Genomic DNA, 21,440 nt, shown 5'->3' on the forward strand with positions numbered 1-21,440 from the left:
TAGTTTAGTTGATATTAGTATAAATCCCTTTATAAAAAACCCATACAAATACTAAGATCTCTTTGAAATTATTATGTCAACTACTTATAGACATTATTAAATATAAAGCAAGGACTCACTCTCATTATTTGGCAAATATCTTCAAATATGATTCTTTCAATTCTATTCCTCTTTGTTTCACAATATTAACCGCTCTAATAACATGCTCATCATTTACAATTTTATTCAACATATAATAAACATCTTCTTTAGTGCTACTGCTAATATTTTTCTTTAAAGCCACACATTCTAGAATATTAAAAATCACATTTCTAACTAGCTCTAACATTGTTAAATATTTAGCTAACCGTTTATTCATATCAACAAGCTCTTCCATAGTCACTTTAGAATCAAACTCTTTCCTTGAATTAGACTTAACAAAATCCCTAGGTATAATCTTACTATCTATAGGAAGGTAATAATTACTATAAAGTTGTTTTACAAAAACAGATCCAACATCCCTCATCATATCATTTATCATCTTAAGAAATTTAATAACAATATTATTGTATTTATGGCCTACTGCAAACTTACAAGGCAACGAAGAACATTCGCTCCTCAATTTATTCACACTAAATACCAACGCATAAATAAAATCTCGATGATATTGAAAAGCCATATAAATATATTCATCATTCATCTCATTAGGTTGCATTAGTTCCTCGTCTAATACCTTAGCAAAAGTCACATATGGATAAGTATCAGCAGCACGATAAGGGCGCGACTTAAGCTTTTTAAAATACAAAGCATGTGTATGATAATAGTTTTGTTTATAGTTAAAAACATCTTTATATATTCCGTCAAATTGATTTATAGATTCTTCTTTCGTTTTTACGTCGCTGGGCCCTCCTTCTGATAACAACCACTCCCAATCTAATCCTTCTCCATACTCATCAAGACCTATCAGATTTGATACCCATTCTTTATATACAGGTTCACACTTTTGTAACACTGGTGTTAATGCGTTTTCTTCGCTTTTAACCTCAGCAGGAAGAGGAGATAAAAGTCCAGCTACATCTTCGCTTTTAACTTCAGAAGGAAGGGGAGATGAAGGTCCAACTACATCTTGCTCTCCTGGCTTTTCTCCTTCCTGTATTTCATTAACTAAAGGAATCGGTATCTCTCTATCTATAACAACTAATGGGACGATTGGTATCTTGATTCCTTTACCTTCTAACTTATTGCTAATTATTATTTTCTCTGGTTTAACTTTGCTTTCTTCTGTATCTTGATAACAATTTATTATCAACACACTCAACAATACCATACTTACTCTTACCATATAAATTTCTCCCTTTTATACTATTTCTTTATTGGGATAACTATTATTAATTATTACTTCAGCACATCATCAACTTTAAGCATCAATCTTTGTTTATCTCTTAGAACCAAACCTCTATTCATTAAGTCCGATAAATAATTCCTTATTCTATAATAAGATAAATTCGTATCTTTCTTAATTTCCCTCAAAGGCTTTATAGTGCGCTTATCATCTTCTAAATTAGATGCAATAAACTCAAGTGATTCATCAACTCTTTTAAACGGTTTTTTATTCTTTTCTAAACTAGGGATTCGACTACCTTGTATCTTTTTAGCCTTACTTCTTGTAGGCAATGGGACAGAGTGTAATAACTTTTGTTCATAAAACTTGTGATAAGCATTATGTATTATACAGAATGCCATTGCTAAAAATATATCTAGACAAACAGACAACAATAATAATGAATAAACAAAAATTATATTCAGATAATCATCTCTAGCAATAACAACTGATGTTCCATTTAAAACATTAGCCGCTTTAATGCGATTATTATTTACAGCTGTTGTTTCAATCAAATTACCAAGCTTGAAACGCAAATCCCTTAAAGATTGTAAATATTCATCCCTTTGACTAAATAAAGCCTTATTTTCTCTGCTCGCATTTTCAATTTCTCTCATGTAATCTTGCTTCATAGTTTTATATGTAAAGTCCAAATTCAAGTGCTTATTCTTGGCAAATTCTATACGATCATTGTTATTCTTAATCTTAACATCAATACTAGCTATTTCACCCTCAATTATCCGCTCTTTATCAGAAAGTAGCCTGCGCATAGCTTCCTCTTTTTCACTTTGACTTTTTTTAACGCTCAAAATAGTATCCCTAATAGTATCTTCAAACATCAAACTAAAGAAACTCTCAAAACTCATCCATGAACTTACAGACTGTGTTACAAGCCCTATCACTAGTAATACAAATATTGCCACTCTCTCTAAGCGCGCAAACACTGAAGCCTTAACAATATCCTCCACTACACGCTTCCTTAGTAAGGACAGAAAATACAATAATATTGAAGATGGTACCATTATAATGACTATTGTAAATGACAGCGTGTGATATAATTTAGCATTACTGCCAACATTATAACTTGCAAATCCTCTATGAGAATGCACCACATTGAAGAAAAATAAAAAGAGAGCAAACATTATCAACCAAATGTTGCGAATAAAAAATTCAAAATTAAGTTTCCAAGAATCTAGAATGCTAAACTCAACATTAATATCTTTTTTATCGTCTCTACTTATCATCAAAGCCCCTCTATTCTAATTATATTACCACACAACTAACCAATTTTACATACCCTTGACTACTTGTGATGAAATACTTAAACTGTGATGAAATACTTAAACTGTGATGAAATACTTAAACTGTGATGAAATACTTAAACTGTGATGAAATACTTAAACTGTGATGAAATACTTAAACTGTGATGAAATACTTAAACTGTGATGAAATACTTAAACTGTGATGAAATACTTAAACTGTGATGAAATACTTAAACTGTGATGAAATACTTAAACTGTGACGAAATACTTAAACTGTGATGAAATACTTAAACTGTGATGAAATACTTAAACTGTGACGAAATACTTAAACTGTGATGAAATACTTAAACTGTGATGAAATACTTAAACTGTGATGAAATACTTAAACTGTGATGAAATACTTAAACTGTGATGAAATACTTAAACTGTGATGAAATACTTAAACTGTGATGAAATACTTAAACTGTGATGAAATACTTAAACTGTGATGAAATACTTAAACTGTGATGAAATACTTAAACTGTGATGAAATACTTAAACTGTGATGAAATACTTAAACTGTGATGAAATACTTAAACTGTGATGAAATACTTAAACTGTGATGAAATACTTAAACTGTGATGAAATACTTAAACTGTGACGAAATACTTAAACTGTGATGAAATACTTAAACTGTGATGAAATACTTAAACTGTGATGAAATACTTAAACTGTGATGAAATACTTAAACTGTGATGAAATACTTAAACTGTGATGAAATACTTAAACTGTGATGAAATACTTAAACTGTGATGAAATACTTAAACTGTGACGAAATACTTAAACTGTGACGAAATACTTAAACTGTGATGAAATACTTAAACTGTGATGAAATACTTAAACTGTGATGAAATACTTAAACTGTGACGAAATACTTAAACTGTGATGAAATACTTAAACTGTGATGAAATACTTAAACTGTGATGAAATACTTAAACTGTGATGAAATACTTAAACTGTGATGAAATACTTAAACTGTGATGAAATACTTAAACTGTGATGAAATACTTAAACTGTGATGAAATACTTAAACTGTGATGAAATACTTAAACTGTGATGAAATACTTAAACTGTGATGAAATACTTAAACTGTGATGAAATACTTAAACTGTGATGAAATACTTAAACTGTGATGAAATACTTAAACTGTGATGAAATACTTAAACTGTGATGAAATACTTAAACTGTGATGAAATACTTAAACTGTGATGAAATACTTAAACCGTGATGAAATACTTAAACTGTGACGAAATACAAATCGCTGCCTCTACTAAGAAATTCCTAAATATTTTCCTAAAGACACAAATAATTGTGCTACAAAATATGACGCAGCAAGCGCAGCAATAACCGTCAAAGACGAAATTAACTGCCCCTTAAATCCTAACCTGCTCTCAATCAAAGTCAATCGAGAATTGATTTGTACTAAATCAGTTTTAACAACCTCTATCTTTTCATCAAGCTTATCTACCCTAGCATCAAGTTTATCTATCTTCTCATTAAGTCTAGACTCTACTCTATCTATCTTTTCATCAAGCTTATCTACCCTAGCATCAAGTTTATCTATCTTCTCATTAAGTCTAGACTCTACTCCTTCTATCTTCTCATTAAGTCTAGACTCTACTCCTTCTATCTTCTCATTAAGTCTAGACTCTACTCCTTCTATCTTCTCATTAAGTCTAGACTCTACTCCTTCTATCTTCTCATTAAGTCTAGACTCTACTCCTTCTATCTTCTCATTAAGTCTAGACTCTATTCCTTCTATCTTCTCATTTAAATCATTCCTGAATATATTTATCTTGTCATCTAAATAGTGAAAATTATCCAACATTCTATCTTGAAAAATATCAAACTTTTCTTCAAGAACATAATAACTAATAATCTGACCATCAAATGTCACACTATGATAATCTTTCTTAACTCTCTCAGGCCTAACTGCACTCTTAGCTATCTCTTCATCATTTACTTGTTCTTTTTCTGCAACACCCATATTTAACCTCGATTAATTCTTTACATTCTAACTAATTATAACATATCAAGCTTCAATTACTAATTGACTCTTTTCAAAAGAATAAGGCCAGTAACCAAAGTTACTGGCCTTATTCAGGGTGTAACACAGTAAGGATAATAAATTATCTTGCTGTGTACAAATAATATTATATCCATAATTTCAAAAAAGTCAATTGATTTTCTCGATTGTTTAAATATTTTTCTATTCAGCCATCCTAAAACTCATTGAATGCTCCCGAGCTTTAAGCATACGCACAAGCTTATCGGCATCCAAAACATCACCATTGAAATTGTAATTATTAATAATTACTTGTCCCTTACCATTTCCTTCACTTTTTTGTATTTTATTAATTTCCTCTGCAATAATTCTTGCCTCAAGATTACGCAAATTTTCATCAATTGGCGCTGGAGTTACTCTTACAAGCTCGCTCTGGCCCATCTCACTAGTCATCAGTCCTGCACCAGGCATATATGTTGGTCTTGTAGTCTTAAACCGGGCACCTTTGCGTGCAAGTTTAATTTCCTGCACAGAGCCTGCAGATTTTACTTTTGCTATTCTCTTTAATATCTCGTCTAATACTCCTTGAGCACGCTCTAAATCACTAGCTTTGCTCCAGTACCAATTATATGAATTTACTTTATCAACTTCTGCCTGGGCCTTAATTCGCTCCCCTTCAAGATTTTCAAGTTTACGATGACGTTCCCCTTCAATCTTTTTAGAATCTTCTGCCTTAGTTATTGCTTCACTCTCTTGTTGTCTTTTAGTTTTATACTCACTCTCTACTTGTGCAATCCGTTTTTGAAACTCCTCACCAGATATTTGCCCCTTACTTTGTGCCTGCTTCAAAAATTCAATCTCTTTACTATATTGGTCATCAAGCTCTCCTAACTTCTCTTTTCTCATTGCAATCTCACGATCAAAACCTTCTTCAAGACGAACAAGTGCAACCTCGCTTTGTTTAGCTAGTTCCTCTAAATCCTTGTCACGACGCTCTTCAATCTCTTTAATTCTTTGCTCTTCAAGTCCCTTGAAAATACCCACAGCAAAACTTAAAGTAGCTGAAGCCATTGCTCCCCAAGGGCCCATACTTGCTATCATGTCTTTTGATACATCAAATAATGACTGAGTAAGGGTATCTGCACCCTTAATACCTGCTACAACATTTTTTCCTAAATCTTCAGTAACAACTTTATTTACAACACCCGAAAGACTTTCTAATAGTGAGACAAAATTATCACGTAAACCTCCTGCCACCTTTTCGGATTGACTTGCAATTTGAAGCAAAGTATTTTTATTTGATTCATTAAGTTTTGCAAATTCTCCCTTATGCGACTCTGCAAAATCACGGTAAAGTTTATTAATCTCAGCTTGCATATCAGCACTAGCCTTTTCTCTCTCGGCTAAAGGACGCATCATGACTTCAAACTGCATTGAAATGACCCTTTGTTGCAAATCTTTGTGTGCCTCTACAAATCTTCGGTCAGTAGCAGTCTTACTAAATTCATTAACCCCCTTCTGCAGTGCCGTTAGCAAATTTTTATTTGATTCATTAAGAGACCGGAAACTTGATAAATACTTATCAACAAATGCTTTTTGCTTTTCATTAATAGTATTAGCAAGTTTTTTCATTGCTTCCTCTTGGGCTTCATATGGAAGCATCAAAATCTCTCTATTAAGTCTTGCTATTTCATCTTGCAAATCCTTGTGTTCATTTACAAAACCGAAATTAGACTTTGCAAAATTATTTACATCTCTCTCAACATTGGCAAGTGTTTTTTGATTCTCAGCGGTTAGCGAGTCAAAACTTGCACCATACTTAGCAATAAATGCCTTATTTTTAGCATTAATTATAGATTCTAAGCGACGGGTGGCTTTTTCTTGCTCTTCCAAAGGTTTTAAAGCCACTTCTCTTTGCATTTTAAAAATCTGATTTTGCAAATCTGCATAGTCTGAAATCATTTGTTTATTGAAATCATTTATTGCGGTTGAATCATATTTCTTCTCTCTCTCCTTCTCAGTCTTTTTATCATCAAGAAGATCTTTTAAAGAATCCTCTTTGCTTAGACCTAATATTTTAGACATTTTGTCCCAAATATTACTTGCCAAATTTGCAACTTTTTCAAAAAGCTTAACAATTGGATCAAATGCGGTTCTAAATCCTTCAACAAATTTACCAGAAACATAAACTACAAGCTCTGTTAACTTATCAAAAAGAGTAATTACTGCTGAAGTTACTTTTATAAGAGGCTCCAGAAGACCTACAATTAGCCATTGCTTCATCTTCTCAAAACCTATCATAAGAGGTTCAAGCGCCTTCCCAAGCTCTAGAAACAGTTTTTCACTCATTTTCGAAGTTTGAAGCTGGACATCTGCTAAAGTTTTTGCTTCACGAGCAGTATTGCCATAAAATTTACCACCCTCACTTGTAGCCCTTTTTAAGGCGCCGCTTAATTCTTCAAATCCAAGCTTACCCTCACTTGCCATCTTGAACAAAGACTTGCCTGCTACTCCCGCCTCTTCTGCCAAGATATCAGTAATATCAACTCCAGCATCACGAAGGGACTCAAGGTCCTCTAATGCAATCCTATTGCTAGATTCTACTTTAGAGTACACTTCAGCTAACTTCTCAAGCCCTTCGCTACTACCTCCTGCAGCCTCTCCAAACATACGCATTCGCTCACTAACTTCAGAAGCAGTTGCCCCATAAGAGAGCATGGTTTTAGCTGCATTATTTATAGCTTCACCAGTAAACAAGGTCTCCTCACCAAAAACCCTCATATCATCAGCTAAGACTTTCCCAACATCAACATCACCCAACATATTAGAAAAGACACCAACCTCTTCATTAAAGGAGGCCACAGAACCCAGAGCACCTGTAAATATTCCCGAAATAGTTGAACTTATCTTTTCAAGTGTTTTTACAATTAATGTTATTGGCAACACACTTGATACCATTCTCTCTAAAGCATCTGCTGCCCCTTGAGCAAACCCTTTTACATTAACTAAACCCTTACCAACACCTTTCAAAGTACTCCTTAGAGTCTTGATGTTCTTAGTTTTATCACCAACACCTCCAATTGAGTCTGCAAGTTTTTTGAAGTTCTTTCCCATCTTATCAGCATTTGAAATCAAAGCGTCATAAACAACATTAACGCCCGCTCCAGTCTTAGCAGCACTCTCTAATTTTGATTTCAAATCCTTTAGACTTTCAAATTTTTGTTCTGCAATCTTTGCAAGAGCACTAGATATCGCATCTAATTTAGCCTCATTACTAGTAGCAATTGACAAAGGAACTATAATCTCCTCAAGTGTCATTTACCTATACTCTCATTTTCAAGTTTTTTGATGTAAAGATTAAGTTCATTCAAAACAAGCACAAACCAATAATTTTGCTCAAAAAGGCCCCCTTGATTGGGAAGGCTACCAACACTTCTTGAAAGCAATGCCTGATTTATAAGGTGCATTAAGGGTTTCTCATTATGCTTAATCCAATTAATTTCATTTTTCATTTCTTGTAAAAATTCATCTTTTATTTGCTCTGAAAACTTCAATGCTATGGGGTAATAGTCTCGTTTGGCAATATAGTGCAGGGCAAGCTCGACTTTTTTGAAGCACCCTCCACCTTTAAGGTATCAGACACATTGTAAATTTCCACTGCCAAGTTTGATAACATATCTTGCAAAAGCACAGCATCCTTCTCAACTATTTCTTTAGTTACAAGATTACCACTCTGGTCAAATAGTCCTCTAAATCCTACAACATTATCTTTCCAAATTTTTTTTACAAATTCCATCTGTTGATTTGTTACATCTAAAGCTACCCTAGGATCAACTTCTTTGGTAGAATTTTTGGTTAATTTTTGGAGTAATTCAATTTGAAGAACCTTGATCTTTTCAATAAATCCATAATTTACACCCTCAAGTATTACAAATGCTTCCTCACTATCCTTTTCATTAACAGTATGAGCCACATTTCCTTTTTTTCTTATATAATCTGGAATATAAGGCAACTCAATACGCCCTGACAAATTAACATTAATCACCATAAAACTATCACCTCCTCTAATTAGATTTCAAAAAATTTAGCATCTTTAATATAGTCATAAGACATTGAAACTAATGGTTTTGAAAGTGTTACTTGATATTTTTGGTCAATTTTTTGATTTGACAAATCCTGACTTGGACTGAATGTTGCTATTTGCCCTTCTCCAATCATGAATTTAGTTCTCTGGTCTTCACTTTGACCTTGATTTACAAAAACTACAAAAAATTCATAATTACGAGGCAATATTCTTCTTCCAATCTGATATCCATTACCATTCTTTTTGACAACATCCCGGGTTACAAAGTGTGAATGCTCTATATAAGTCTCAAGCAATTCTTCCTTATTCTCAGAAGTTTCCTTAATAGAATATCCAGAAAACTCAACTGTTTGTTCTGGTATCTTACCAATAGCTGATATTGAACCACATACTGTCTTTAGTGTCTCAGTAGCTTTAGTTGAACTGATTGAATATGCATAACCAATACAATACGTTCTAAAAAGCAATACTTCAATTTCATCATTATTATCAAAACATTTTTTCAAATCTTCACACATTGAATCGTGATAGTATAAAATACTACCTTCTTTTAGATCCAAGGTGCCAAGCTTAGAATTTGCACTTACAGTTTTAACTCTAAAAATACATTCTTTGATTGATTTCCACTTACTAGGCTTGGCGGTTGAAAAAGGTAGGTCTTTTACAACTAGGTCCTTTGGCAAGGTCCCTTCAAGAGCAGCAGTATCCTTTATGTCCGACCCACTAAAACACCACTTGAACTTAGGAATGTTAACTGATACTAAAACAACACCAGAAGGCATTTTCAATTTTTGTTCTGCCATTTATATTCTCCTTTAGATTTCAAAAAATTTAGCATCTTTAATATAGTCATAAGACATTGAAACTAATGGTTTTGAAAGTGTTACTTGATATTTTTGGTCAATTTTTTGATTTGACAAATCCTGACTTGGACTGAATGTTGCTATTTGCCCTTCTCCAATCATGAATTTAGTTCTCTGGTCTTCACTTTGACCTTGATTTACAAAAACTACAAAAAATTCATAATTACGAGGTAAAGTCTGCTTCCCAATCTCATACTTCTTGTCATTATTATCCTTCTTGACAACATCCCGGGTTACAAAGTGTGAATGCTCTATATAAGTCTCAAGCAATTCTTCCTTATTCTCAGAAGTTTCCTTAATAGAATATCCAGAAAACTCAACTGTTTGTTCTGGTATCTTACCAATAGCTGATATTGAACCACATACTGTCTTTAGTGTCTCAGTAGCTTTAGTTGAACTGATTGAATATGCATAACCAATACAATACGTTCTAAAAAGCAATACTTCAATTTCATCATTATTATCAAATAATTCCTTCAAATTATCATACATTGAATCGTGATAGTATAAAATACTACCTTCTTTTAGATCCAAGGTGCCAAGCTTAGAATTTGCACTTACAGTTTTAACTCTAAAAATACATTCTTTGATTGATTTCCACTTACTAGGCTTGGTGGTTGAAAAAGGTAGGTCTTTTACAACTAGGTCCTTTGGCAAGGTCCCTTCAAGAGCAGCAGTATCCTTTATGTCCGACCCACTAAAACACCACTTGAACTTAGGAATGTTAACTGATACTAAAACAACACCAGAAGGCATTTTCAATTTTTGTTCTGCCATTTATTTCTCCTTTCGCAAACACAATAAACCTAAATCACTCCCATTAATCCTGATACCAAGAATGCTCCTTATAACAGTTATCATATTAATATCTTGTGAATCTTCATCTACAACTTGCGAATCATCAATAGTAAATGACTGGAGGGAATATTTAGACACTAAAAAGTTAACTATCAAAGTTGCAACCTCAAGACCAAGAGTTGGATGGTCGCTACAGTGTGTATAAACTAAAAAATCAAGACCTACCGCAAAAGAATAATCCTTACATTTAAGCACAACTTCTCCTTTGCTTTTTAATGCAAAAACTACCGCTGGAAGCTTAAGCGTTGTACAAGTGAAAATTTCAGATTTATAGTAAATTTGTGTTGTTGCAAATTTATTGTAAAATAGATAATTCTTCAAATCTTTCTTAAATGTGTGCAAAAATTGCTGCATAAACTTCATCTAAGTAAATCCTTTGCCTTATCCTGAATGTCTTTTGTCCAGTTTGTATACTGCTTACTAGCACCCCTCGTCTTTAGCTTAATCCATATAGGAACGGCAACATCAGAGAGTCCCTTATAAGAAGCCCATATCTTAATTCTTGCTAAGCTGGGTTTTGGAAAATCTGGATTGTACACTTCTCCTAAATCTAACATCCCAGATAGCAAAGAGTTTACTTTGATACTAATATCAAAACCTTTATCTGATTCTTGAGATTCAACACTAGCTATATCACTCAGACGACCTGGAATTTGGGACTTGAAAACATCAAAATTCTTTCTTATTCTAAACCCAATGAAGCTTTTAATTTTTTCAAAAATCGATTTCTTTATATTAATCAAATTAACCTCCTCTCAAGATACTAGCCAATACTTAAAAAAGTCTGATGGTCAACCCTAGGGAAAAGAGCATCAAGACTCTCAAGCAAGTGTCTAAACTTACAATCTTTCTGTTGTCCCGGTTTAAAACATCTAGAATTAAATACTTCACCGTACACAACATCAAGCAACATGAATAACCAATTCCTGTAAGCTTCTCTTTCCATATGATAAAGACCCAAAATCGATTTTGCATACCTTAAACACTCCAAAAGCTCTGATTGAAGGGAAGATGATATATCTATACTACCATCTTCCCTAATGCACATCATACGCAAAGACTCTATGGAAGTTGAACTTATCCATATATTTAGAGTATCTCTATCATTAATATCATTACGCTGACTCATATATTAGTAAATCTCTTTTAGAATATTGGTCAAAATTACTCTCAACTTGAAATAGTAATCTCAACAACTTCTTGTGGAGAAAAATGAATAACCCCTGCTGATTGCATTGATGCATGAATATAATCACCATCAGGACCTGCAAATCTTCTAAAGAATATTTCAGGAAGCATTGGCAGATACATTACTTCGGGATTTGGCTCATAAAGAATTGGATGCTCAAGTCCTTTAAACACCAAAGTTACTATATGATGGTCTTTTAGAAGCGCGTCCTTTACTGTTATGTATTGCGGTTCACTGTAGAGCTCTAACAAAAGACGTGAAAATTTATGAGGTAAGAGTAGGTGGTAAAACCCAGAAAGGTTTTTCTTATACTCCTCGGATTTACTTTTAGCCTCCACAACTTTTTGATGCAAAGCACTTCCACTATTTAATGATGAAGATGTACTTGTTATTTTGCTTCTGCCCGTAAGTGTTGCAATACCTTCCATCTTAATATCAGGCTTTCCAAATATAACTGAATGATAAGCATCGTTCATAAGACCAAGTTCTAAATTAGCCTTAACTTCATCCTCACTCATAGAACCAGACATCAAATCCTGAAGCGAAATTCTCTGTACTGTGTCAAATACATGCATCTTATATGACATCTCTTGAAAGCAGATACTACTTCTTCCAATCTCATTACTATGATCTCCAAAACTTGCAGTAACATTATGCTCTAATACTGACTTACGAGCCACATAATATCCTTGCCTAAGCTCACTTCTGCTTATAATCTTATAAGGTATGAGATCTTCAACACCCTCTTTCACAAGTTGCACAACATCTCCACTATAAGTACCACTTGACTCTACAAAAATACTTCTGCTCATTATCTACACTCCTCTAAATTATGAAGAAAATTTTCTATTACCACTAGAATCATATTCATGACCAATCTGAATATCTAATAGCACGACCTTACCTGTACCACTAGCACTAGTACCGGCACTCACATCCTTGATTCTACCAACCTGAATTCCTCCCTTTCCGTCTTTAGAAAGTTTCCCTGATTTAAAAAATACGTACTGACCAATTTTAGGATCTGAGAAAGATGTATCAAGGGTTACTGCCAATTCACCACTTCTCCTAATAGGAACTAGCTCACCTGGCAAATAATTTTCTGACTCATGCGATGCTATGTTTGTCTTTCTCATAGCAAATCCACGAATAACATGAATGTTGTTTGAAGAAGAACTGACTGTATTAGATGTTGCTTTTTTTACTAAAATATCCCCCATGGGAGATGATTTACTTGATATTACTAGGTCCCCAGGACATATAGCATCTGATCCTACATCAACTATTCCAGTCTCAGTTTGATGAAGTCCAGATTTATGCTCAACTCCTGGAGTAAAAATTTTCCCTACTTTAGTAAAATCAAAATCAGACATATTAAACCCCCTTAAGCATAAATTTTTCCTTATGTCTTTGTGATATAGTACTATTTATGATCTTCCCAACGTACCTATTGCGAGCATTAACCATTTGTTTGTAAGATGTAAGTTCTTGTACAAGTAAACTTATATTTTCAATCTGTAAATCAAGATCTCCAGATTCATCTACTCTAAATTTGATGTTATATTTCTTCTTCATAGCATCTAAGAATGCCAATTTTGCATCCTTAATACTACTTGCATTAGAAAATGGGGGGGGTAATCTCATACTGCTCGCAAGCTTTCTCTAAGTGTGTTAAAAGCTTAGAATCTTTGAAAGCATCAACTTCAGCCTGCTTTTCAGCTTGTTTTCTAGCTTTAGTAAAATTGCTCTCAGCTTCAGCTAATCTTCTCTCAAAATCCTCTCTTGGGACCATATCTGGTAACTTTTTAGAATCTGATATTAATTTATCATATTCTTCAACAGAAATTGTTACCAGGTCTTTATTATTGTTAGAATCAGAAGAAGAACCACTTGATAAGGATATTTCATTAAGTAATTGTTCGCCCTTCATATAAACCTCCTTTACCCTTCATATAAACCTCCTTTAAATTAAAAATTTCACATTTACATGTTCATATAGTCATTTACTACTCCTTTTAAACTTTGAGGAACTCTTCAAGCTCAGATTGGATCTTTTCAGCAAGATCCAAATCACCCATTTCCCTAGCCTTTGCTAAAAGCTCTGTATATAAGACAAGAGTACGTGCATGTTTCTCATCAACTTCTGCCTGCTCTTTTTGACTAATAGGTTTAACCGCCTTAAATTGCCAATTAGACTGAAGTCCAAATTTTTCAAGCACAGTGTTTATAAATGGTGCTACCATTAGCCTACATATCTGCTCAATATTAAGGTAAAATATGTCATAATTCCCAACACTACCCTCACCAGATGGAGAAATGGGATAGAGTACTTCCTTGGGAATTCCTGAATGAAGGGTTATATCAGACACAATAATATCAAAAGCATCCCTTATAGGACTTACAGAGCGCGTAATATTTGCAATATCATCTTCTCTACCAAGTATCATCATCTTATGATTGCTGTCTAGCACCCCTTCCATATTCTTCTTAAGTTCCGCAAGATCATAAGCGGTCATATCTTTTACTGATGGAAGGGTTGCTGATTTTAAAAAAGTAAAATTATTAACTTTCAAAAAACCCACAGTTTCATCAAGCAAAGTGTCCATAATCCTACTACTCTTCTCTAAAGCTTGAAAATTCAAAAACGACGACTTCATCTTAACAACACGGGTTGGATGAATATTTTCAAAAGAATAATCATATCCATTACACACTTCTCCGAAATTAAAACAAAGACAAGGAAATCCACGACGAAGCGGTATACTAGGGTCTTCTGAATCTGGAACTACTATATAAAAAGCACTCTCTCCAGAAAGAATTGCGGTGTAAACCATCTTCTTGATAACTCCCCTAAAATTATTATCAAAAAGCTTATCAAGTCCGTCTCCTTTTTTATGCTCAATGTCCCTAGATGCTGCAAATCCTGCATATATCTCTGCTACTTGATGTGCAAGTCTTAATGAATCACCTATTAACGCATCGCTTACTGGCATTAGAGATGACCTAGTGCAACCTTTATTTTTTCTACGAAACAAAAAATTAAACAACTCAAGCCTCCTTACATCAAGATTTGTTATTCTTCTTACGCAAAAATTGACACAGCATTGAGAAATGCTGGAATGTACTGCAAATCTCTTTGCATAACAAGATTTGTAGCAGTACCACTCTCGCTGCCTAAAGATTCATCATAATAATATTCAGTCTCACTAAACTCCAAGATTACCTCTTCAGTCTCTTCTCGTCTTAATACATTAAGGTTATTAGGGATAAGGTAATCTGATAGCGCATAAAGATTACGACTACGCGCTATTAAAGACCCTCTACCAAAACGAGAGAAAACAAACCTCAATTCTTCCCTAGTACTTGGCAAAACAAAAGTTCCTCTAAAACGTGCACATTCACGCTCATAATCTTCCTTTGATAGTAAAACTTTACTACTAGCATTAGTTACAACTGTTACTGGCAAGTAAGCAATTCTTCCAACAAGAATTTCTAAGAAACAAACCCTATTTCCCCTAATATGAATCCCTGTATAAAAACTTCCCTGTACTCTGGAGATAAGATCAGAATCACATACATCAAAATTTTTGATAAACCTTGCTGTTCCAAAATCAAACTCTTCTCCTAAGACCTCAATCCTAAATCCAATATCATTTCCATGATATGCAAGTCTTTGTTTCTCTAACCAAGAATCAACATCTCCTCCATTTAAGAACGGATTGTCTCTATAAGTACTCTTGATCACGCATACTGCCGGATTATCCTCATTTGCAATGTAACGTTTGTAAAGCCAATGAGAACGAGGCACTGGGTTACTTGACATGTAAATTCTCCCTCCCCTCTCTCTCATTGTAGGTATCAGTCTTTCAATATCAGATTCAGTAAACTGATTAGCCTCCTCAAGCCATAGGTCTTTAAAGTGTGCATAAGATTTAAGGTCAGTAGTATCATGCCCTCCTTCAAATACAAATGCGCGCTTACGTCCATATATTAAATTTTTTGTCTCTATCTTAGCTTTGCTTACAGTAAACTCACGTCTTAGGTTATATCTGTGAAGCAACTCTAAAATCTCTTTGTGAATTGACTGAACAGTTTTGTTTTTCTTCTTCCTCACTGCCAAAGTATCGCCACCTTCTGGGGTAAACTTTCTCTCAAGATTAACTGTCGCAATATCATAAGTCTTACCAGTACCACGACTTGAGTAATACACAAAAATCTCAGCACCAGGTTTCCTTTTATATGCATCAAAGTAAATTGGCAGTCGCTTCAACCTCAACTCTTTCTATTCTCCCTTGCTGCTCACCTTCATAAGCTTCTGAATTTCATCCTCAGTGTAGGAACAACTACTAAAGACTGAATTGTCCTTACTACTTAACGGCAATTTCTCTTTATTGATGATATCTAAAACTAAATCCTCAGCTTCAGAGATTCCAAGTACAGCAAAAAACATTCTAAATGCATGAAGACTCGTTGCTAAGACATTACTATTTGAAAACTCAAACATCTTTGCAACAAATGCCTTTAGTAACTTCTCACGAACATTAGAATCATCACCAAATGATAAAAAATGATTCTCAACAGCTTCTTTTAATATTTTTTGATAATCAAATTCATTCAAACTAAAAATCCTCCTACATTTTGAATCTAGAGATCATACCTAAAAAACGACAAATAAGATAAATTTTTAGGTCTAGTTTCACTATCCCCTCTGTAATCTGTACGATTTGGAAATTTGTACTTTGAAATATAATCACCAAGTGCTATGTTATATGCAAAATCATAAGATCCATCTTTCCAATACCAACTATCCTCACGGTATGCCTGGTAAGCTTGTTTGAACAAGTGATCATAGGAGCTATAATTAATTTTGTCACGATTTATGCGATGCTGATGATTCTTTAATGAATCACTCTGAGTTGATCCTAAACTTCGCGAGTCTGAAGCGTCATAGTGTCTTAAGAACCTACCTGCAAGACTTGGTGCTGAAGTTATTCCTAAGACTCTAGTTGCATAGCAATTTGATGGCAAACTTCTACCATCTGGAAGACAAAATTTATTGGTATTAGTAAATGCTTCAATGAGCTTATGCCTATTAAGTTTTGACCCTTCAATTGGAAATTTTGAAGTTAAAGTTCCAACAGCAACTTTCTCAATAAAGAAATCAATTAGATGCTCTAAGAGAGCATCTAAAGTGTCATCTAAAACAGATGACATACTATTATTAATAGGATAGTACCGTCTATTTGCAATACTTTTACCATCGCAAACTGCAAATACGTATTTATCTTTTAGTAGAATTGGTTCTCCAATCTCTCCCGTGTAACCTTTAGAATCAAGATAATCACCAACGCCAAATTGTATTCGGGTATTACTACTTGCAATTCGAGATTTTAAATCATCATAATCCTTGTTGCTAATACTCATAACAAATTCACCAATCATATCTATAAAACGACAGATACGTCAAATTTTTAGGCCTAGTTTCACTATCTCCTGTATATTCTGTCCAATTTGGAAAATTGTACTTACTAATATAATCACCAAGTACTAGGTCATATACAAATTTATAAGTACCACCAGACCAATCTCCAGACTTGTAAAGTCTACTAAAACCCCTAATAAGACGACCATCAAAATCAATATTGTCTCTATTGATATAGTGGTCATGCCTTGCAAATGAATCACTCTGCGTATCTCCAATGCTACGAACCGAGTCATATGAACCATTCCTGTCATGATGCCTTAAGAACCTGCCTGAAAGATTTGGTGCAGAGTAGATTCCAAATTTTTCCCTTACAAAGCAACCTTCCGGAAGGCTTCTTCCATCTGGCAGACAAAACTTTTTTGTTGCTTCAAACGCTTCAATTAACTTAGAACGGTTTAAATGTGAACCTTCTTGTGCAAACTCACATGTTAAAAATCCTGGGTAAGTATTATCTAAACATCTTTCAATCAAATCTTCGATGTAAGCATCCAAAGTATCATCTAAAACGGGTGGCATACCTTTACTCATTGGATAGTATTTTCTATTTTCACTACTCTTACCATCACAAATAGCAAATACTCCCCTATCTTCTACTACAATGGGCTCGCCAAGTTTACCAATATAAGTCTTTGCTTGCTCCATATTTCCAACACCAAATTGTATCTTAACGTTATCAGTCTGTAAGCGTCTTTTTATATCTTCAAAATCATCATCACTTATAGCCAAATTAAGCTGCCTCCTCTTTATCCTTCGCATTTTCCTCATAAACATTGAAATCAACAACTCGAGAACCAACACCAGATTTTTTTATAAAAGACATACCAAGCTCATTTTTTAAAAATGAATCACGTATTAACAAATCTAAAGAATTACTCTTAAGACCTACTTTGTTTTCCACAAAACTATTCCCAGCAAATCTTGCACTTACAACTCCATCAAGCTCTAATGCAACACCTGTATTACTTAGAAATTCAACTTCATTAACTTTAAGACTTGAAAAATTTGTAAAGTGTAAGCCATCTCTATTCTTCTTAACAACACCACCCCTTATTATTGCATTCACTCCATTTGCAACCGATGCCTTTTTATTAGACTCAATCTCAACTCCAATAAGCGTCATATTATCAACATCATGAATAGCAAACCCTTGACTTGTGGATTTGAAAATAACATTCTCAAAAAGTATCTTTTTAACTTTCATTGTTTTCAAAGCCACTCCTTGATTGCAAATAAATGTAATATTTTTAAGGTAAATAAAACCTGCACTATCTGAATAAATAGACGACCTCTCTTCCTCTCTGAATCTGTAACTTGAACACAACCTCAAATTAGCAGATAGGGCAAATTCTTTATCCTCTAAATATGATTCTAAGTGTTGGTCAGCACTCAGATTACCACCCCTTATCCAAAGTTCCCCCATAGGCTTCTGACATACAGTTAGCCTTGACATCTTAAATGAACGAGTTGCAGTGAAAATATTTTTTGCAAAACCACCAGCTCGAATTACAACGCCATCCTCTCCCCTAAGCTCGAAATTAGATATATCAACTGAACCGTACATATAAAAATCACCCGGAAGTAATCTGATTTTGCTTGTTCCAGAACGTTTTGCTAAGCTTAAAGCCTCCTGCATTGTAACTTCATCTTGAAAGCCTGGTGCAACAAGATGGGGACTTAAAAAATCATTATCTCTAGCAGCAACACCATAATTGAAAGGTGCAACTATAACTTCACGAATAGCTCCTAAATGGTCTTTAGCCCCTATATGCTGAGAAGTTGTAAGGTAATCATAATGCGTATAATCTCCCCATGTAAGCCCTTCATACTCATACAATCTTATATTCATATCAAATCCGGAAATCTTTTTTGATAAAATCAAGAAAAAATGATCTACACCAAAATCCTCAAACTTAAGCCTTACAAAATCAGTAAGGTCTAATTCTTGAGTTGACCTGAAATTAACGATTGTATGTCCTTTAACTCTTAAATTAGTTAAAAACTTAAAAAACCTTACAGCTGACTCAGAATCAAAAATAAACCTGGTTGAATACTCAAATCGCTTACTGTAAAAATCATCCGCATTATCAGTCTGCAATATGTTACGAGCAGTTGTGTAAAAAACATCACCATATATATCAAAGTAATAAATATAACGAGAACCTTGACTTGAAGATGTATTTTTAAACCAAACACGTGCTTTTGTTGGATAATATTCTTCATGAACAAGTTTAATATCAGAATCGGCATTAAAACGAGTCTCAAGATTATGTGTTGAGATTATGGCCAAATGATCATTTATTGCATAATGGTCATGCCATACCTCTTTTTTCTTAAAATCCCATTTATAAGCAGTATCAAACCATTTAGGATCATATTCTTGATAGACAACACTACCTACTTTATCTGCAAAATCAGGGTACACCACTCCTTTTTGCAAAACTGCAACATAAAGACTGCTTCCGGACCCTTGAACATTAATGGGAGCAGAATAAAGCGGCCTTTTATTTGAAATAGCTTCTTCTTTACTTTGAAATTTACCTTCTCTCCAAATAACCCTAGTTGAATCATAACTACTAGAACTACTCTTTGAGAGAACATAACTTGAGGCATCAATAGAGCAAAGCTTTACATCCTTCTTTATAACCTCGCTCTTCCAAATAGGTAAAATCTGTAGCTTCCCATCACCTGTAAATGTATATGCATATCCAAATTCATATAGCAGTGCTGAGAGAATTGTCTCAAGATCCTCTCCATCAGCAATAATTACTGCAGGAACTTTGGCCAAGATGCTCTCAGAGCCATCATCATCAATCAAATCTTTAAGATTACTTTTCTCTAAAATTAAATGGACTACTGATTGCTCCCTTACTAATGGGTTATATACATAGAGCCAATCGGGATTGTAATTAACAGGAAATTGAATAGGCCTCTCAAAAACAACACTCAAAAGTTTAGAATAATCGTTCACAGTAAAGCTAATACTTTTAGTTGAGTTAAACACTTCTCTATTGAAAAATTTTTCTAAAATACCTTTGAATAATGACCGGGATCCCTCACTTACCTTTACATATACTTCTTCTTTCCTAAAGAACAGAAAGTCCAAAAATTCATCTGAAAGACCATTTGCTTCAAATTTAAAGCTACTTGATGCAGTCTTTAGTGTAGGATCTACGATTTTAAGCTCTAAAGACACACTAGATACATCAGTATAAGGAGTTAGATCAAAGAACTGACCTTCATCGGTAAAAAAGACAATGCTCAGATCACAAAACCCGTGCTGTTCTTCCTCTTCTTGAACATCTTCAGAATCAGATTCACCTTGAAAATCAGATTCACCTTCAGAATCAGTATTATCTGTAGAGATTAACTCTGCATTAACCATTCCAGAAGGCTCATTGATATCTAGAGAAGACAAATTAACAGAAGGGTAGGGAGGAGCTTCAAGATTAACTATATCTATTACATCTCCTTCTGTTAAATCCTTCTCACCTTTATCTTCTTGTTGCAAACCTAAATCTCCCTTGCCTACCCTACTCCTGTAAGGACACTTGGGTATACTTACGGTATACATCAAAAGCAATGGGTTTGACTGAGGCTATGTAGCGCTTATAATAATCCATTCTTGCCCTAACTCCCACCTCTCCAATACCACCCTTAAATGTAGGGTCAAAATTTTCAAATAATGGAAATTTATCTTGCTGGTAGTAAGCATTAACATAACTTTTAGCATCAACAAGCCATGCATTGAGACTTAATGCATATTCAAATAATGCAGCCTCATCAAAAGCTAAGCTTACAGGGTCATCCTTACCTGTTAACACAGGCTCACTTGGAAGACTTGCTATTCCTTTACAGGAGAATACCAAAAACACAAAAAACAAAGCTTTCAAATAATTTATATTTACTAAAAATCTAGCCTTCATAAATCCCTCTTAACCTTTTGCTTTCATTTCATCTAATATTTCTTTAGCCACTTGACCCCTAAGCTCAATGAGCTTATCATACTCATCCCAATTCTCACCATTTTCTAAAGCCCTGCAAGCATTAATTGATAGGTCAATAGCTCCCCTGAGTCTTGAATTTATGATTTCAAAAGCACGTTTGTTTTCATTACTTTTAGCAATTTCATCTTTTATAGAATAGATAAAATTTAAAATTGAACTTGTAAGTGTTATTCCCTCGCGGGCAATATTAACTTTAGATTCTCCTAAAAAATCACCAAATTCTTGTAGTAGAAAATCTTTTGCCATTACTGCATCAAAAAGTTTGTTTATATTCTTAACTGCACTCACAAT

At 34.0% G+C, this 21,440-nt stretch carries 23 protein-coding genes; all 23 read right to left on the minus strand.

Annotated features, from left to right (window positions below; genetic code table 11):
- Positions 1-124: 124 nt before the first annotated feature.
- Entirely contained in the window at positions 125-1,321 is a 1,197-nt protein-coding gene (locus bhDAH_RS06820) for a hypothetical protein (RefSeq protein ID WP_062706389.1), read from the minus strand.
- A gap of 53 nt (positions 1,322-1,374) precedes the next feature.
- Entirely contained in the window at positions 1,375-2,604 is a 1,230-nt protein-coding gene (locus bhDAH_RS06825) for a hypothetical protein (RefSeq protein ID WP_062706386.1), read from the minus strand.
- A gap of 1,327 nt (positions 2,605-3,931) precedes the next feature.
- Positions 3,932-4,648, minus strand: a complete 717-nt coding sequence (gene fliD / locus bhDAH_RS06830) for a flagellar filament capping protein FliD (protein WP_247098910.1) — start codon at positions 4,646-4,648, stop codon at positions 3,932-3,934.
- 222 nt (positions 4,649-4,870) lie between these two features.
- Entirely contained in the window at positions 4,871-7,984 is a 3,114-nt protein-coding gene (locus bhDAH_RS06835; protein WP_062706202.1) for a tape measure protein, read from the minus strand.
- Positions 7,981-8,178 carry a hypothetical protein gene (locus tag bhDAH_RS06840; protein ID WP_062706213.1) on the minus strand — a complete coding sequence of 66 codons (198 nt, stop codon included), beginning with the start codon at positions 8,176-8,178 and terminating at the stop codon, positions 7,981-7,983. The genes bhDAH_RS06835 and bhDAH_RS06840 overlap by 4 nt, the downstream gene beginning before the upstream one ends.
- Positions 8,179-8,222: 44 nt before the next feature.
- Positions 8,223-8,714, minus strand: coding sequence for a hypothetical protein (locus bhDAH_RS06845; RefSeq protein ID WP_062706199.1), 492 nt, complete (start codon positions 8,712-8,714; stop codon positions 8,223-8,225).
- 20 nt (positions 8,715-8,734) lie between these two features.
- Complete coding sequence (locus tag bhDAH_RS06850) at positions 8,735-9,553, minus strand: hypothetical protein (RefSeq protein WP_064536695.1); 819 nt, start codon at positions 9,551-9,553, stop codon at positions 8,735-8,737.
- 12 nt (positions 9,554-9,565) lie between these two features.
- Positions 9,566-10,390, minus strand: a complete 825-nt coding sequence (locus tag bhDAH_RS06855) for a hypothetical protein (protein WP_062706196.1) — start codon at positions 10,388-10,390, stop codon at positions 9,566-9,568.
- The gene (locus tag bhDAH_RS06860) at positions 10,391-10,834 is read right to left on the minus strand and encodes a hypothetical protein (protein ID WP_062706193.1); all 444 of its coding nucleotides are present in this window, start codon (positions 10,832-10,834) and stop codon (positions 10,391-10,393) included.
- Entirely contained in the window at positions 10,831-11,214 is a 384-nt protein-coding gene (locus tag bhDAH_RS06865) for a hypothetical protein (protein ID WP_062706190.1), read from the minus strand. Before bhDAH_RS06865 ends, bhDAH_RS06860 begins: the two co-directional genes overlap by 4 nt.
- A gap of 20 nt (positions 11,215-11,234) precedes the next feature.
- The gene (locus bhDAH_RS06870; protein WP_081112378.1) at positions 11,235-11,600 is read right to left on the minus strand and encodes a hypothetical protein; all 366 of its coding nucleotides are present in this window, start codon (positions 11,598-11,600) and stop codon (positions 11,235-11,237) included.
- A gap of 41 nt (positions 11,601-11,641) precedes the next feature.
- On the minus strand, positions 11,642-12,472 hold the full coding sequence (locus bhDAH_RS06875) for a hypothetical protein (RefSeq protein WP_062706187.1): 831 nt from the start codon (positions 12,470-12,472) through the stop codon (positions 11,642-11,644).
- An 18-nt stretch (positions 12,473-12,490) separates the two neighbouring features.
- Positions 12,491-13,033: a gp53 minor capsid family protein gene (locus bhDAH_RS06880; RefSeq protein WP_062706184.1), complete on the minus strand. Its 543-nt coding sequence runs from the start codon at positions 13,031-13,033 to the stop codon at positions 12,491-12,493.
- A gap of 1 nt (position 13,034) precedes the next feature.
- Positions 13,035-13,304 carry a hypothetical protein gene (locus tag bhDAH_RS06885; protein ID WP_236842440.1) on the minus strand — a complete coding sequence of 90 codons (270 nt, stop codon included), beginning with the start codon at positions 13,302-13,304 and terminating at the stop codon, positions 13,035-13,037.
- On the minus strand, positions 13,279-13,590 hold the full coding sequence (locus tag bhDAH_RS06890) for a hypothetical protein (RefSeq protein WP_236842439.1): 312 nt from the start codon (positions 13,588-13,590) through the stop codon (positions 13,279-13,281). The genes bhDAH_RS06885 and bhDAH_RS06890 overlap by 26 nt, the downstream gene beginning before the upstream one ends.
- A gap of 85 nt (positions 13,591-13,675) precedes the next feature.
- Positions 13,676-14,695: an anti-CBASS protein Acb1 family protein gene (locus tag bhDAH_RS06895; RefSeq protein WP_247098911.1), complete on the minus strand. Its 1,020-nt coding sequence runs from the start codon at positions 14,693-14,695 to the stop codon at positions 13,676-13,678.
- Positions 14,696-14,742: 47 nt separating this feature from the next.
- On the minus strand, positions 14,743-15,936 hold the full coding sequence (locus bhDAH_RS06900) for a PBSX family phage terminase large subunit (protein WP_062706178.1): 1,194 nt from the start codon (positions 15,934-15,936) through the stop codon (positions 14,743-14,745).
- 6 nt (positions 15,937-15,942) lie between these two features.
- Entirely contained in the window at positions 15,943-16,278 is a 336-nt protein-coding gene (locus tag bhDAH_RS06905) for a hypothetical protein (protein WP_062706175.1), read from the minus strand.
- A gap of 26 nt (positions 16,279-16,304) precedes the next feature.
- Complete coding sequence (locus bhDAH_RS06910) at positions 16,305-17,084, minus strand: hypothetical protein (protein ID WP_062706173.1); 780 nt, start codon at positions 17,082-17,084, stop codon at positions 16,305-16,307.
- A gap of 7 nt (positions 17,085-17,091) precedes the next feature.
- On the minus strand, positions 17,092-17,871 hold the full coding sequence (locus bhDAH_RS06915) for a hypothetical protein (protein WP_081112377.1): 780 nt from the start codon (positions 17,869-17,871) through the stop codon (positions 17,092-17,094).
- Between the two features lies 1 nt (position 17,872).
- Positions 17,873-20,653 (minus strand): NosD domain-containing protein, encoded by a 2,781-nt coding sequence (locus tag bhDAH_RS06920; protein WP_417852133.1) that lies wholly within the window; start codon positions 20,651-20,653, stop codon positions 17,873-17,875.
- Between the two features lie 22 nt (positions 20,654-20,675).
- Complete coding sequence (locus bhDAH_RS06925) at positions 20,676-21,068, minus strand: BBA14 family lipoprotein (RefSeq protein WP_025407197.1); 393 nt, start codon at positions 21,066-21,068, stop codon at positions 20,676-20,678.
- 9 nt (positions 21,069-21,077) lie between these two features.
- Positions 21,078-21,437, minus strand: a complete 360-nt coding sequence (locus tag bhDAH_RS06930; protein WP_062706167.1) for a hypothetical protein — start codon at positions 21,435-21,437, stop codon at positions 21,078-21,080.
- Positions 21,438-21,440 lie beyond the last annotated feature (3 nt).

Origin of the sequence: Borrelia hermsii DAH (assembly GCF_023035675.1) — a bacterium.
GTDB lineage: Bacteria > Spirochaetota > Spirochaetia > Borreliales > Borreliaceae > Borrelia > Borrelia hermsii.

Coding starts and splice junctions, on each gene's coding strand:
- bhDAH_RS06820 (WP_062706389.1), bottom strand. CDS start 1,321: ATGGTAAGAGTAAGTATGGTATTGTTGAGTGTGTTGATAATAAATTGT.
- bhDAH_RS06825 (WP_062706386.1), bottom strand. CDS start 2,604: ATGATAAGTAGAGACGATAAAAAAGATATTAATGTTGAGTTTAGCATT.
- fliD (WP_247098910.1), bottom strand. CDS start 4,648: ATGGGTGTTGCAGAAAAAGAACAAGTAAATGATGAAGAGATAGCTAAG.
- bhDAH_RS06835 (WP_062706202.1), bottom strand. CDS start 7,984: ATGACACTTGAGGAGATTATAGTTCCTTTGTCAATTGCTACTAGTAAT.
- bhDAH_RS06840 (WP_062706213.1), bottom strand. CDS start 8,178: ATGAAAAATGAAATTAATTGGATTAAGCATAATGAGAAACCCTTAATG.
- bhDAH_RS06845 (WP_062706199.1), bottom strand. CDS start 8,714: ATGGTGATTAATGTTAATTTGTCAGGGCGTATTGAGTTGCCTTATATT.
- bhDAH_RS06850 (WP_064536695.1), bottom strand. CDS start 9,553: ATGGCAGAACAAAAATTGAAAATGCCTTCTGGTGTTGTTTTAGTATCA.
- bhDAH_RS06855 (WP_062706196.1), bottom strand. CDS start 10,390: ATGGCAGAACAAAAATTGAAAATGCCTTCTGGTGTTGTTTTAGTATCA.
- bhDAH_RS06860 (WP_062706193.1), bottom strand. CDS start 10,834: ATGAAGTTTATGCAGCAATTTTTGCACACATTTAAGAAAGATTTGAAG.
- bhDAH_RS06870 (WP_081112378.1), bottom strand. CDS start 11,600: ATGAGTCAGCGTAATGATATTAATGATAGAGATACTCTAAATATATGG.
- bhDAH_RS06875 (WP_062706187.1), bottom strand. CDS start 12,472: ATGAGCAGAAGTATTTTTGTAGAGTCAAGTGGTACTTATAGTGGAGAT.
- bhDAH_RS06880 (WP_062706184.1), bottom strand. CDS start 13,033: ATGTCTGATTTTGATTTTACTAAAGTAGGGAAAATTTTTACTCCAGGA.
- bhDAH_RS06885 (WP_236842440.1), bottom strand. CDS start 13,304: ATGAGATTACCCCCCCCATTTTCTAATGCAAGTAGTATTAAGGATGCA.
- bhDAH_RS06890 (WP_236842439.1), bottom strand. CDS start 13,590: ATGAAGGGCGAACAATTACTTAATGAAATATCCTTATCAAGTGGTTCT.
- bhDAH_RS06910 (WP_062706173.1), bottom strand. CDS start 17,084: ATGAGTATTAGCAACAAGGATTATGATGATTTAAAATCTCGAATTGCA.
- bhDAH_RS06925 (WP_025407197.1), bottom strand. CDS start 21,068: ATGAAGGCTAGATTTTTAGTAAATATAAATTATTTGAAAGCTTTGTTT.